Source organism: Shewanella sp. POL2 (assembly GCF_000282755.1).
GTDB classification, from domain to species: domain Bacteria; phylum Pseudomonadota; class Gammaproteobacteria; order Enterobacterales; family Shewanellaceae; genus Shewanella; species Shewanella xiamenensis.
The window spans coordinates 1-15,197 of record NZ_AKZL01000007.1; the positions used below are offsets into that span (position 1 = coordinate 1).

At 41.9% G+C, this 15,197-nt stretch carries 6 protein-coding genes and 1 pseudogene; 3 read left to right on the forward strand and 4 right to left on the reverse strand.

Annotated features, from left to right (window positions below):
- Nucleotides 1-450: 450 nt before the first annotated feature.
- Together SHEWPOL2_RS02845 and SHEWPOL2_RS02850 are read left to right on the forward strand one after the other, a co-directional pair.
- A complete protein-coding gene (locus tag SHEWPOL2_RS02845; RefSeq protein WP_037425892.1) occupies nucleotides 451-1,056 on the forward strand; it encodes a tyrosine-type recombinase/integrase in 606 nt (201 codons plus the stop codon).
- A gap of 10 nt (nucleotides 1,057-1,066) precedes the next feature.
- Nucleotides 1,067-1,573 (forward strand): hypothetical protein, encoded by a 507-nt coding sequence (locus tag SHEWPOL2_RS02850; RefSeq protein ID WP_037425895.1) that lies wholly within the window; start codon nucleotides 1,067-1,069, stop codon nucleotides 1,571-1,573.
- A gap of 176 nt (nucleotides 1,574-1,749) precedes the next feature.
- Here the strand turns inward: SHEWPOL2_RS02850 and SHEWPOL2_RS23325 are convergent, their stop codons facing one another.
- From SHEWPOL2_RS23325 to SHEWPOL2_RS02865, 3 genes and pseudogenes are all read right to left on the reverse strand, one after another.
- Entirely contained in the window at nucleotides 1,750-3,045 is a 1,296-nt protein-coding gene (locus SHEWPOL2_RS23325; RefSeq protein WP_037425898.1) for a PAS domain-containing methyl-accepting chemotaxis protein, read from the reverse strand.
- Nucleotides 3,046-3,359: 314 nt separating this feature from the next.
- Nucleotides 3,360-7,907: an EAL domain-containing protein gene (locus tag SHEWPOL2_RS02860; protein WP_192812102.1), complete on the reverse strand. Its 4,548-nt coding sequence runs from the start codon at nucleotides 7,905-7,907 to the stop codon at nucleotides 3,360-3,362.
- Between the two features lie 195 nt (nucleotides 7,908-8,102).
- Nucleotides 8,103-9,100, reverse strand: a pseudogene (locus tag SHEWPOL2_RS02865) (IS630 family transposase).
- Nucleotides 9,101-9,980: 880 nt separating this feature from the next.
- Here SHEWPOL2_RS02865 and SHEWPOL2_RS02870 point away from each other — a divergent pair.
- Nucleotides 9,981-13,529 carry an SIR2 family protein gene (locus SHEWPOL2_RS02870; RefSeq protein ID WP_037425902.1) on the forward strand — a complete coding sequence of 1,183 codons (3,549 nt, stop codon included), beginning with the start codon at nucleotides 9,981-9,983 and terminating at the stop codon, nucleotides 13,527-13,529.
- A 250-nt stretch (nucleotides 13,530-13,779) separates the two neighbouring features.
- On the opposite strand, the gene SHEWPOL2_RS02875 is transcribed toward SHEWPOL2_RS02870, so the two are convergent.
- Entirely contained in the window at nucleotides 13,780-15,195 is a 1,416-nt protein-coding gene (locus tag SHEWPOL2_RS02875; protein WP_037425904.1) for a DEAD/DEAH box helicase family protein, read from the reverse strand.
- Between the last annotated feature and the right edge of the window lie 2 nt (nucleotides 15,196-15,197).

The following is a 15,197-nucleotide window of genomic DNA, read 5'->3' on the forward strand; positions in this document are numbered from 1 at the left end:
TTTCTGCGTGGTATTCACAGGATCTGATCGCATCTGAGACGGTGTAGGAGAGGAATAAAGTTTCATACTAAGCAGTCAAGTAACCCTGTTTGTACTGTTCTAAATGATACTCACCCAGAAATAAAGATTCATACTAATTCCTACTACAAAATCTGAGTCACGCTACAACTGAGTAATAAAGTATCATACTGGTTGTCTTGAGCATCCACAGATTGATTGGCCCCATTCAAACACGTTTCTGGACAAAAACGTTTCAGAGCCGAATGACGGCTCTGTGCCAATTGCAGACATTTCAGTTTTTCACAACGGACGTCCGCTTACGGATGCAGAGCAGAATTTACTGAAAAAGCCCTCCTCATTTTGTGTGTCTTTTGAGCTTTATTTTCGAGAGCTTTGCATCTATACCAAGTGACTTCACCCTATGGTTTCTCAAAAAATCGGGAGGTCATCATGGAAAAACGTGTTGCATGGAATAAGGGCCGGATCATCGGTCAGAAGGCTCCATTGAAACAGCAAGAGATCTGGGCTATTCGAACCAGGCTCGAAATTGCAAAGAACACTCGTGAATTGGCGTTACTGAATTTAGCGATAGATTCCAAGTTACGCGGCTGCGATTTGGTATCGCTTAAGGTGTCTGATGTGATGCGATCAGGGGAGGTATTGGCCAGAACCAGTATTGTGCAGCACAAGACTGGCACACCAGTCCAGTTCGAGCTCACACCTCAGACACGTAAGACCGTCAAAGCCTGGGTCGAATCAAAGACGTTGAAGTTCGATGATTTTCTATTTCCATCGAGAAAGCACAGTATTCCTCACTTGACGACCCGTGCTTATGACCGGATTGTCCATAAGTGGGTCGAGTCGATCGGACTAGACTCAAGTCTCTATGGCACGCACTCCATGCGCAGAACCAAAGTATCCATCCTCTACAAACGCGATAAAAATATCCGGGCAATTCAGCTGTTGCTTGGTCACAAGAAAATCGAAAGTACGGTGCGGTACTTGGGAATTGACGTCCAGGATGCTCTTGAGGCATCAGAAAACTTAGATATCTGAGGCGAAAACTATGAAACAAACTGAAAAAAAGGAAGTAGTCAATTTTATCCAAACGACGCTGGCAGATGGCCAGGCCAAGACCGGCACTCAATTAATGGAGTTGTTTGCGAAGCATGCTGAATTGCAGGAGTACAACCGTAAAAATCTAAAGCAGGTTTTTCATCGGGTTAGTTTGAGTTTGGCTGATGAGGGTAAAATAGTTGTCACCCGTCAACCAGGAACAGCGCCGTTGCTATTTTCGATCCCTACAGATAGTGCTCAGCAGGGCCAACGGCAAGCTGCGCCAGAAATCCCACCATCAACGCTTGAATCGAACGCCATCATCACTCAAAAGCTAGAGCAGCTGATTGACCAAGAGGCCATGCTGGCCGGCAGAGAAAATGGCCTGCAAATTATATTGGAGTTATCACCTCATAAGGAAAGCTATATTCGTGAAGAATTGAGGAAGCTACGTTACGAGCGTTTGGCACTTCAATCTTGTAGGCAAGTGCTTAGTGAATTTGGCTTCAGCAATTAGGTAGATTGACAGGAAATTAACGCGGCAAAATTGAATTATTTTGCCGCTTTCAAAAAGAATTTAGAACAATCTGGATCTCTGCTTTGCCTTATTTGCGGACATTCGATTTTTCGTGAACCCAGAGCGTATCCTCTAATCAGGGGGCCAATTTCAGTGTGGCACTACACTTTACTTACTCAATGGATCGCAGACACAGACTGTACAACCTCTTGTGCACCTTTTTCTATATCCAAAATTATGCTGGAAAGGAGAGCAATTTTCTCACCATTTTGACCGCTGAGCCCATCGATAGCATTAATGGCTTGCATAACCTGACTAGTTACTTCCAGATTTCTTGCAACAACACTTGATATCTCATCAGTCGCTGAGCTTGTTCTTGAAGCCAGCGATCGGACTTCATCTGCGACAACAGCAAATCCACGTCCAGCCTCGCCAGCACGAGCTGCTTCGATAGCTGCATTTAGAGCAAGCAAGTTGGTCTGCTCTGCTACGCTACGAATGATATTGACCATACTAGAGATTTCTTTTGCTTGGTCACTTAATCGTTGAATAACTTGATTAGTAGTTAAAACTGTTTCGGATATCTCGCTTGCTAAATCTAAAGAGGATTCAATATGATTCTTCCCTTGTTCAGCGATATTAAAGGTTTGAAGCGCTATTTCGTGAGCAACCTGAGCAGCTTGTTTTGTCCTCATTGCCTGCATAACTCGATCTGTAATTGCAGTTGCAAATTTGATAACTTTGATGACTTTGCCGTCATTATCTTTTACAGGGTTATAACTCGCCTCTAACCATATATCATTACCTCTGGCATCATATCTCTTAAACTTACCAGAGCTGAGTTTACCCACAGCCAGGTCTTTCCAGAACTCTGGATTTTCTCTATAAAAACTGTCATCACAAAACATCTTATGATGTCTGCCTATGATTTCCGACAGTTGATATCCCATAGCTTGAAGGAAGTTTTTATTTGCATTAACGATCTCACCACTAGGAGTGAATTCAATAATAGCCATAGCTTTATCTAGTGCGTGATATATCGCGTTTTGGTCCGTTAACTTTAATGTCTGCTCAGTTACGTCTGAGGCAATTTTGATCACGCTTGATACTTTCCCTACACCACTATGCACGGGAAAATAAGTCGCCTCTAACCAAATAGATTTTCCAAGCTTTGTTTTTCTTTTGAATGAGCCATGCTTCGCTTTGCCTGAGGCAAGCTCAGACCAAAAGTTCTTGTACTCATAGCTTGCGGAATATTTGGGATCACAAAAAATGGAGTGATGCTTGCCAACAATTTCCGATAGTGAATACCCAACAGTGTGCAGAAATAAATCGTTTGCATCCTGAATATGACCATCAGGGGAGAATTGTATAAATGCAACACTGCCTCTGATTGCGGCAATCACCGAGGTAGCCTCTGACAAAGCTGTACTCAGTCTTTCGTTTTCCTGTTTGATTTTTTTGTTGAACATCGCAGTCTCTGTACGATTGAAAATGTAACAAATTATATCTGAATAGAATGAATTCGAGATGAGTTTTCGACAATTACCAAATTTATCAGATATTTGTCTATTTAATGAACGATTTGGCATTTAATGCTGTTTAATAACGACATAAAGGAAGTGGAGGGGCATAGTTAAGACAGCTGAGTAACTGGCCTATTGGTAAAAAATATCAGAAAACTTCGGTCTATGATGGTCCGCTTTCAGTGATGAGGTAAGTCTATCCCTAGCCCAGTTTTCTTAAATGTACTTGGAATGTATCCCTGCTCACTCAGTACCTTGATTTAATTTTGAGTGTTTGTTTCAAAGGTTTTAGCCAGCATAGATGCCATCATCGGTTTATTCAGGAAAAATCCCTGCAACACATCCAGTTTTAAGCCGGTAATTGCTTTAAAATGTGCAGAGGTTTCAATGCCTTCAGCCACAGTTTCAAATCCAAACTGTTTGAGCATCTTGACCAAAGCTTCAATTTTATGGCGTTTCATCTCGTCCTGTTCAATACGTTTGAGCAAGGTTCGATCGAGTTTCACTGTACTAATCGCGTTCAACTCCGTCAGATACAAGAAGTTTGAATAACCCACGCCAAAATCGTCAATCGCGACTTTCACTCCCAAATCAACCAACATTTTCAGCGATTTTTTCACGTTTGAACTCTGGGAAATTAAGGCATCCTCAGTCACTTCGATGGTGAGCCACGATAAATCAGTCATGCTGCTCAGTAAACTGCCCAGTAAGTTCGAGGGATGACAAAGCGTTTGTAAATGCTGCGCATGCAAGTTGATTGAGAGTTGAAAGTGTTTAAAGTTTTGAAATTGCTCAGCCCATATTTGCCGCTGTTGTAGGATTTGCTTCATGACCCACAGATCAAAGGCCTCGACAAGATTTGCCGACTTCACTGCTGGCAGAATTTGTTTAGGCGTTAAATCACCAAGCTGGGGATGATGACAACGCACAAGGGCTTCAGCACCTATAAGTTTGGGAGGGGACGTATTGCTATAGTAGGGTTGATAATGTAAGACCAAACCGATGTCTTCATCATCGTAAAATGCTCGGCGTAAATCTCCCTCCAATTTCAGTTGTTGGCGAAGTTCATCCGAACGATCGGCGTCGACAAATTGGAACTGATTTTTTCCTGATTGTTTGGCCCGATACATCGCAATATCGGCATTTCTCAATAACAAATCAGCTTCTTTGCCATCATCCGGATATATGGCAATCCCAATACTAGCGCTGACGAATAAACGTTCTTGTGACACTTTGATTGGTTTTTTCAACGCCTCTATAATTCGTGCTGCAAAGTGCTGGGCTTGTTGTGGTTGCTCAATCTCATCAATCAGCACCACAAACTCATCACCGCTGATCCGAGCGCAGAAGTCACTTTCACGACTGAGTTTGCGCAGCACATCGGCAAAATGTTGCAAAATATTGTCACCGAACGCATGTCCCAAAGAGTCGTTGATGCGTTTAAAGTTATCTAAATCTAAAAACAGCAAGCCAAAACGCGCTCCTTTACGCTGATGGCGGCTAACGGTTTCCTGCAGTCGTTGATTTAGATAAAGTCGATTACCCAGTCGGGTTAAATCATCATAAAAGGCTAATTTATGGAGTCGCTGCTCTCGTGCCTTTAATTCGCCAATGTCTGTGGCCAGTAATACCAATCGTAAAGATTGATCAGAAGGATCAATCACTTTGCTCACCGACACATAATGCGGCGTCGCGAGGTCGCCAGTTGAAAGTAACAGTTCGCCTTGCCAATTGTCGCTTTGAATAATTTCCTGCCAGCCGTGATCAAAGCGTTGTTCATTCATCAGATTAAACAGATGAGTGTAATGGATGGTCGTCAACAATCGGTCAGGAGAAAGTATACTTTGCAGCGCTTTGTTGGCATATGTCAGCATTTGTTGTTGATTAAAAATCGCAATCTTTTCAGAGGTATTACCAAACACCGTTTGTGCCAATAAAGCTTCGCTTTGCGAATTGATCGTATCAGTAACATCACTTTGGATCCCAATGTAATGCGTTAATTTCCCCGACTCGAACACTGGCGCAATACTTAAGCGATTCCAAAAACTGCTACCGTCTTTGCGATAGTTTTTCAATAAGCACTTGTAACGCTGCTGCTGGATCGCGGCTCGTATCCCCAGCCTTGCCAAAGGATCAGTATCTGGCCCTTGCAAAAATCGACAATTTTGGCCAAATACTTCCTCAGGCGCATAGCCAGTCATTTCAGAAAAAGCTTTGTTCACATAAAGAATTGGCATGTCTTCTTTTTGAGCATCGACGATTAAAATGCCTTGCTCGGCCGCTTCAATGGCTCTGGCTTGTAAATTGTTGTTGATGACCATTTGTTGAAGGGATTGGTACAAATCAACGAGCTCGGTATTTTCCCAAAACAACAAAATGGCACCATTGCCATAGCCTTTGGTATGCCGGTAATTGGTGACAGTCAATAGATAGCTGTGTTCTTCACTTTTGAGTTGTTGCTGGATAGTCTCGCCATGCTGGCTGGTTCGATTCAGCAACAATCGAATATCAGGTAACGGGAATTTCTGCGGGATAAGTTCAATCAATTCGCCAAGATGCTGCTCTGAAACATCGATGATTTTTTTAGCCGCTTCATTAAAATGCACAAGCCGTAATTCTTTATCTAGCACCAACAGTGGGTGAGGCAAGCTTTGCTGTAAATTCTGCAAATCACTGTTTAGTGCTTGGATTTCGTTACTTTTGACTTGGATCTCTTCATTAACTGTCGTTAATTCTTCATTGGTTGATTGCAACTCTTCATTTGAAGTTTCTAATTCCTCGTTGGTAGATTGCAACTCTTCATTGGCAGACTGCAGCTCCTCGTTAACCGCCTGTAACTCTTCATTTGAAGTTTCTAATTCTTCAATCACCGTCTGCAGATGTTCGCGCATGGCAGACAATTCATGCTGTAGCTGCAACAGTTTGCTGTTTTGTTCACCCTGCGCTTCTGGACTGATATTCACAGGGGCGGTTGCACTTACTTCATAACGCACTAAATAGATTGGAGTTTTGTCATACTCATCGGCAAGAGGTAGTACGTCGAAGTACAAATAATGCGATTGATGTGAAATTGCCCGAGAATGCTGAGCGATACCTTCTTTTTTCGCCTTAAAAATCAGCCCTTTGATTTCAAGTTGTAAATGAGGGTGAATGATATCCTGCAAATTAAGACTGGTACGGCCTTTCCTGAGTTGTGTGATCTCCGTCAAATCACCGTAGATAAAACGAATATCCATGACCTCGTCGATCACAAAGGCCTTTTGTGTGACATACCGTGCAACTGCGCGAATGATTTTATCGTCGACGTTATCAAGCACTGATATGGATTTGGGAGCCGTTGCGGTTTTAGTCGATATACTGCGGTTGATTAATTTGTAGCGACGATAGATATCATGATTATTCCCTTCTTTGCGCACAAAAAGCCGACAGTCCGCTATTTTAGACTCGAATAATTCACTGCCAGGAAGCGATTCGGAACGACCTAAAAACAAAAATCCGCCAGGATTTAACCCATAGTGAAACGTGGCTTGGATTTGTTTTTGCAGCTCCGCTTTCATGTAAATCAGCACATTACGACAACTAACTAAATCTAAACGTAAAAATGCAGGGTCACCGACTAAATTTTGTTTGGCGAACACCACAAATTCCCGCAGATGTTTGCTTATTTGAAAGCCATCATTTACTGCATTGAAATGGCGTTTAATCAGATTTGGTTTTAAACCTTTGAGGGACGTTGCGTCATATCTACCTTTGCGTGCAATGGCAAGTGCCTTTAAATCGATGTCTGTGGCAAAGACTTGCAACCGATAATCAAAAATTTGACCATCTAACAAATCGTATAAAATCATCGCAATTGAGTAGGCTTCTTCACCAGTTGCACAGCCGGCCACCCATACACGGATTTCATCGCCTTTACTTTTACGCTGAATGATTTGCCGAAGTGCTAATTCTAGCTCTGTAAAGGCGGACGCATCGCGAAAAAAAGCGGTTACCGAAATCAGTAAATCTTGATAAAGTTTTTGTACTTCCTCCAAATTTTCCGACAGATATTTTTCATATTCCATCCAGCTCGAAGTGTCTGTGGCAATCAGCCGACGATCGATCCGTCGATGCAGCGTGTTGTCTTTGTAATTACTGAAATCAACGCCAGTTTCTTCGAACACTAGTTGTAAAATTCGACTGAGGGAATCTTTGTGAATAGGTTTTTTGAAGCGGTCGGCGGATAAATCTTTAAATTCAGCTAAACGCACTAATTCTTTGCCAATTTCTTCAGCGGGCAGTACCCGATCAATACACGCGGTATCGATGGCGGCTAAAGGCATGCCATCATATTTGGCTTGGGAGGGTGACTGAGCAAAAGTAAATCCGCCGTGAGCTTTGATTTCTCGACAACCCCGCGCACCATCACTGCCCGTCCCTGACAAAACAACCGCGCACGCTCGTTCAGCGAATTGATCAGCGAGTGATACGAACAGTTCGTTGGCCGATGGTTTTGGTACACCAAACTGATCAGCGGCGGTTAAACAAATTTTCATATCATGCACGACGGCATTCACGGCTGGCGGTATCACATAGGCTTTTCCAGCGCCAAGCATCATACCATCGGCAGCGGTTTCTACTTTAAGCAAACTCTCGCGTGAGAGGAGTTTCGCCAGCATACTTTCATGATCGGGTGATAGATGCTGAGCAATCACTACACACAAATTTGCGTGTATTGGGAGTTTGCGTAAGAACAAGCTGAGCGCTTCTAAGCCGCCAGCAGACGCGGCGACGCCGACAACTAAAAGAGGTTGTGATGTTTGTTTCAAGATTGATTCTGCCTGTTCCATCGATCAATAATCCTATTTGCTGGCGTGACCGATATCAGCAAAATTAGAGTATTTAAACGTAACCCAAGTTGATATTTATAATATAAAAAACAATAAATAACACGCCTCAAACTAAAAAAGTGTAGCTTCATTGACACATCGCGAATGAAATCTAAATAACTGCTCCTCCTAATGTTACACCCGTTTGATCCCATGTCCGTTACCCGGAAACGGTGATGTGGTGTCCATAAAGTGTTCAACCCGTTCCATCAGTTCCTCCATCGACTTACAGCTATGGTTGCGTGTGACCGTTTCATGCAGTGAGTGCCACAGCAGCTCGATTTTGTTATGCCACGGGCTGTATACCGGCAGGAATAACAGTTTGAACTTCGGGTTGTTCTCCAGCCAGCGCTGCGCCTTTCTACTCTTATGAATGATGTAGTTATCGACTATCAGCGTGATAGTTTTGGCACTGCGGTAGCGTTTGCGCAGCATTCTTAGTAGCTCGATAAAAAGCACCGTACTCGTTGAAGCAGAACCGACCTACGTCACCTGGCCCGTCTTTGCTTGCAGCGCGGCAGCTAAAAAATATTTCTTGTTCTGACCTGGCGTGACCACTTTGCGTTGATGTCCGCGCAAGCCCCAATCTGAACCGATTTTAGGTTTCAAGTGGATATCGACTTCATCTTCATAAAACACCGGATTGCTGCTATCGCAGTTCGCAAGTGCTTGTTTTATCGCTGCTAATTTCGCTTCTTTATCTGGGTCTTTGATGCATAACGTCGGTGCCGCACGTCGCCAGACGATGCCGTGCTTAGGTAACCAACGCCGGATTGTCGAGCTGTGGAGCACAATATTCAGCGCTTCCCGCAGCACGATGCTTAGCAGTTCATTGCTCCAGCGTGAACGCTGGTAGCCAAATTCCTGCGGTCTGAATCCGACCATAAAACGCAGTAATTTGCCGATGAACTCTGGTTCAAATCGTACTTTGCTGCCCGGCAAGTCAGCCTGCAAACCGTCAATATCATCCGTTAGATACCAATTTATCCAACGATTTACGCTCGATATGGCGGCCTGAACAGCTCAGCGATTTCTGTTTTGGATTTGCCTTTTGCCAGCAGCAAAATTGCATTTGCTCTGCGTGCCAACGGCCTGTTTGGGTTCCACTGCACTATTTTTTTCAGGCGGTGCAGCGCCTACGGCGTAAAAAATGGTAATTTGTTCATGCTCAATGCGGTTGGTGTTTTGGGTTGTGTTTGGCGACTGATCTAATCGCGCAAACCGCATTGAGTTGCCACCTGCAAGTGATCCTACTAATTGGAACAGTTATTTAGCCTCTCGAAAAATCGAATGTCTGCAACTAAGGCAAAGCAGAGATTCGTTCAAATTTGATGGAATATTAACCTTGTCTACTTATTAGCGGCAGGAATGATCGGCATGCTATGCACTAGAAATTTTAGGAATACTTTCTAAATTTCATTTTCTGGTTTCATAACGAAGAATTTTGAGGATTATCTGAAAAAAGCGAAGGAATAATTCGGCCGTATACGATATTCATTTTTTATAAATCGGTAACATTTGAAATTAATGCACAACCTATAAATAGGGATCTCAAAATGAAATGTCAGACTACACTTAAGTACCTCTTGAATCGTACTAAAATATTTTAGTATCTGAATTTGTTAGATTAAAAAATAGTATTATACTTTTTTAGATGTACTATTTTTGGTGTTTTTTACCTTAATTTTTCATTAAAGCCTAAAGCTGAACACTTCTTTCATGATCAACTTATGAGATGCTTTTGTCTCAGAGTAAGCTAGTGACTCATGTAAACTACAGTGGAATGTTTTGCTTGTCTTAGATTTTATGATCATGTCCTCGTTGTTCTCCATTTTTTAAATACACTGTTAGGCTATTTTCATCATTTGTGGTTGGAGACTGCTGAGCTCATGGTGTACGTATTTTATGAAATTGCTTTTGATGCTTTGTCATTGCTATGTTTTGTGTATTTGACTGGCTGTACTTGCGAGAGTATTTTGATTGATTTCAAAAGCGTTTTTAGGTGGGTTTTTAATGGTTACGAATATTTCCTCTCTTCCCGATTATGCAGCATTAAAAAAATTTGCATCTGCGCTTTGGCAACAAGATAGTTCCTATCATGGTGCAGCCGTTATGGTAGGTGCAGGCTTTAGTCGATGTGCAGCATCTACCGGAGACGCCACCAGAAAATTACCACTATGGAATGATTTTTCAAAAACGCTTGCTGGAGAATTACAGTCAGGGAGTACTGACCCTCTGCGCCTAGCGGAAGAGTATTGTGCATATTTCGGCCAGCAAGCACTTTACGATCTCATCAAAAAGGAAGTTAATGATGTTAGTTGGAATCCTGGTGCACTACATCGAGAATTACTTGAATTACCTTGGTCAGAAGTGTTAACGACAAACTGGGATACTTTAATTGAACGAGCGTCAATTGAAGTTCATCATCCAGTTTATAGTGTTGTGTCTAAGCAGGAGGATCTTTCCTGTGCAAGATCACCTAGAATTGTCAAGTTGCATGGGACTATCGACGTAACCAAAGACTTAATTTTCACTCAAGAAGATTACCGAAAATACCCGCAACAACATGCGGCGTTTGTGAATTTCTCTCGGCAAGCATTTATTGAGAATGAATTGTGTTTATTGGGCTTCTCCGGCGATGATCCAAACTTTCTGCAGTGGACTGGGTGGGTTCGAGATCATCTGGCAAATCATTCAAGACGAATTTACCTAGTTGGAGCCTTAGGATTAAACTCCGCTAAGCGTAAATACCTCGAATCAATTAACGTTGCACCTATAGACTTAGGTGACTTGGTTGCTGACTTTGATGATAAAGATATCAGGCATTTGGAAGCCACAAATATTTTTTTTAAAGCACTAAGAGATCTAAAGCCAAAGCAGACTTGGGAGTGGTATCCAACGAGTTTGCGTCGTGAAACGGAAACTGGTGTAGATAGCAAAAGGATTTATAAGGAGCCTGATTATGCTGCCAAATTATTGGAAGAACAGCTTCCATCTTTAGAGAAGGATAGACTGTCTTACCCTGGGTGGTTGATTGTTCCCAATTATCAGAGAGATAAGTTGCGGCATCAAATATCAGAGCCTTTGCCAAGCGAAAAAAATTTGTCTGCAATGACCGCAAACTGTAAAGCAAAGCTATTGTATGAAATATCTTGGCATTACCAAGTTACCTTTGAAGCTGTTCCACCCTGGTTAGCGAAAGAACTACTTACCATGTGCGACACTGAACAAACATGCACATTGACAAAAAAGCAGCAGTTGGAAATAGCTCTTTTACTGCTTAAAAATACGCGCTGGATGAGCCCATCCGAAGCTGAATCGATTTCCCAAACGACGAATGCGTTACTGGAGAAAGGCGAAAAATACTGGGCTGAAAGCGTAAATGAGCTTGCATACCATAACGCCATCGTGGCACGAGATAGATTCGATTACGCCACCTTAGAACAATGCGTCGAGAAAATCACCAATTCCAACCCAACCTGGAAATTAAGAAAGGCGTCTCTACTTGCCGAGCTTGGACATTTTGATAAAGGTGAAAGGCTAGTGACTGAGGCATACAAGGAGCTTCTTCTACAGTACCGTAATGACCGTAATTCAATTCATGTACTTTCTCGCTTAGCATGGGCGCATAGGTTAATGCGTGGTATAGATCCGTCTTCATTTAATGAAGAGTTTAAGGTTTTCCCATTTAGCTATCGAGATTCTCAGTGTGATCCATGGGATCATATTGAGCATATTAGAGATAAAATTTCGAAGGCATTAAATGAACAGCAAAAGCAACAAGCGATTGAACCATTATTTGAACCTGGACGTTATAAAAATAATGGCTACACAATAAATTTTAGAAATGAACTGCACCCGTTGTTTCTGTTGGAAGGGGTTTCGAATACTGTAGGTATGCCATTACGATGGGATTATGTTGGCTTTCTTGTTGAACAGGCATCTAGGCTCGCTGAGCTTGAGGATATTGATAATATTCACCGTTTTGCATTGGCTATCCGTGCAGCAAATAGCGGTACGTCTGATATTTTGAATAAAGTATTTTCGAGAGTTCAGATCGCATGCCTTCCTGAAGATGACATAATTTTTTTACTGAGTCAGTGCAAGCAGGCAATTAATTATTGGACTGTAAAGCTTACAGAGAAATCTGAAAGTTATGCTATAGAACGTTTGGGGATTTTTATCGAAGTGTTGGCTCGTGTATCAGTGCGTGCAACGCCAGAGCAAGCCATGGAGTTATTCCGTATGGCAGTATCTCTTGGTAAGAAGCCTGAGTTTCATCATTTCTGGCTTTTTGATTCAATTAAGCATTTGATCGAATTTGCTTTAAAGAGTATTCCCGAATTACAGCAACAGGACATCTTAGTGGATGCCTTATCGTTCCCACTTCAAGTTGAGTTAACCATTAAAGAGCGGACTAGGTGGGTTAATCCAGTGATCAGAAACCCTGGAGAAAGGAAAAAAAATCCGGTTTTAGATCGTCGAGTAGATGAAATAATAGACTGCATAGCACCATGCTCCACTCAAAGTGCACCAGCCCTAATACGCCTTTTTCCTTTAATTAAGAATAGTTTTTTGACGGCAAAGGAGCTTGATAAAATTATAGAGAAAGTGTGGGGTGACAATATCGGTCAGCAAACTATTCCTGAAACGGGTTTACTCCACCATGTACTGCTTGAGTTGCCTTCACAAAACCCTTCGAGTGTGAAAGCTCTTGTCAGGAGTTATTTGTTTGACGCAACAGAATCAAAACTGCTTAATATGGATCTACTGTTAGATATAGTAAATGCAGCTCTAGCTGAAGATGTAAAGGAATTTCCATCTGAAGAGCAAGCTATCAAATATTTCGAACAACTGGTTGCTTGGAGACCACAAAGAAATGATAGCGATAGACTTAATTTTGCCAAACAAGATAATGAACAAACCGCTGACTTAATCGGTGCAGTATTGGCTCGATCTGTTGTTCCATCTTTGTATTCAAGCGCATTGACAGAAGAAAATTTCAAAAAATTATTTGCTTTTTATACCGAAGTTGAAACGTCGCAGGTCTTGATAGCTTTTTCCTACTTTGCTGCCGCAAACGAAATATTTATCGGACGGGTAGAAAAACTGATTAGACAAGGATTTCAATCTGAAGATGTGGATAAATTAGCATATGCAGCCTACACGCTTTTAGAATGGCGAAATCTGAAGGCTTCCCCTGCTATCGATAAATTGATTTTGAGACTGGTTTACCTTATTGGGTCAAATCGGATTGTCGGTTTACCAGCACTACTTTGGACAGCTAATCAGATGTACTGCCGAGAGTATCTATCCCCTGATAATATTGAAGTATTAACGGAGATTCTACCTGTTATATTTGATAGCGCAGGATACTGCAATATTTCTCCTTCCAGTAGAGAGTCAGTGAGTATTTCATTTGTTCGAGCCGCTTGCGTTAAGTTAGCAAGAGACATTTTGAATAAAAGCAAAAACGACGATATTGAATTAAATAGAATACTGGCGGAAGCCAAACTTGATGCACTTCCAGAAGTTAGATTTGCTGAATCGGAAATGTTTTAACCAAAATTGTAAACCATTTGGCATTATGTGTTGCTGTTTGCAAATGGAGCAGATGGAATTGACTAGCAATACTAGCCAGTAGAGTTTGTAATTCGCTTTAAATCAATTATCTGACTGGCTGCTAAATGTTGTCAGTATAGTTATTCATACGTGCTTCATATAGCTTGTTAAATCATTTTAAGTTTTATGACGTCATCATAAAACTTAAAATACTGAGAAAAGTGGTGGCACCATAATTTGACATTTTAATTTAAAACGGAGAGTTAAAAGTTGAGACAACTTTTTCTCTAAAGCCACCTAAGAGTTCGAATGATAGTGATGTTGAGGTGCCAAAATTTTCTCCCAAGAAAATCTCTGCAGAATAAGATTTTGTCTGTTTATCGAGGTATTGTCTGCCAATATTGAAAATATTGCTGTTAGTCGGTGGCAGCGTTTTCACTGCCATATCATGGAACTCCGGTAACTCTTGCTTGAGTTTTATCTCAATTGGCTCGCTAAATATCACTGGAATATCAGGTATTTCTTCTGCTATTCGACTGGCAAATTCTACAAGTTTTGGTTCAGCAAAGGTGTATAGCCAAGCTTGCTGATTAAGCGAATCATTAGTGCGTAAAATACGACCTAAAACCTGTCTAAAGTACAGCTCAGTTTTTACTCGACTAAGGTGGCAACAAACCTGCAGGCGAGGGATATCAGTCCCCTCACTTATCATACCTACACTCACGATCCAGTTAGTGGTGCTGTTTCTGAATTTATTTATCTTGGCAGATGGGTCATCCTCTTTATAGGTAACTATCTGAGCTGTCTCATTAAACTCTTTTGTGAGTGTGTTAAAGATATCTGCTGCGTGTGATACAGATGATGCGACAATAAGTCCGGCTGCATTAGGGTTGGACTGTTTTATGGCTCTTAATTTGTTTGTTGCTAACGCTAAGATATAATGAATCGCCTCATGATTCTCGATGATCGACTGATATAAGATTGATGAACGTTTCAATAACTCATCCAAAGAGCCATAAGTCTTTGTTTCGTTTTCTTCGTCTGTAACTGAAATTTTGTCGTTATCGATTAGTACAATGTGAGGGCTACGGCATACACCATCGGCAACGGCTTCCTTAAGGCCATACACATAGTCACATTGAATTTGGTTATCTGGATCTGTGTATCGAGATAAAGCAATCGGTGCTTGGTCTGAGCGCCAAGGCGTGCCCGTTAACGCTAGAGTGTACTGCGCTTGGGCCTGTATGTTGAGTAGGATTTCTTCCCCCCATGCGTTTGCATCTTCAAGAGAGCTCCCAGCACAATGATGGATCTCATCAAAGACAACAAGAACCCTATTCCTTCTCAGTAATTGCCAGAAATCCTCTTTAAAGGCCAACATCCCCTGATAAGTATAAGAGCAACCGACTGAACCTATCACGCCATCAAATCGGCACTCCAAACGATTGGAAAATGTCTGTTTCAACCCTTGAGAGATATTTACTGATGGAGAGAAGCACAACACAAAATCGATTAGACCATCCTCAAATAGTTTCGCAGCAACTTCGGCGGCCATAATTGATTTGCCTGCACCAGGTGTTGCTAAGCAAAGGAAATGTTTGTGAGCACCATGAAAGTGCCTTAGAGCGCGTTTGACGCACTCAGATTGCCATTGTCTAAGTTGCATTG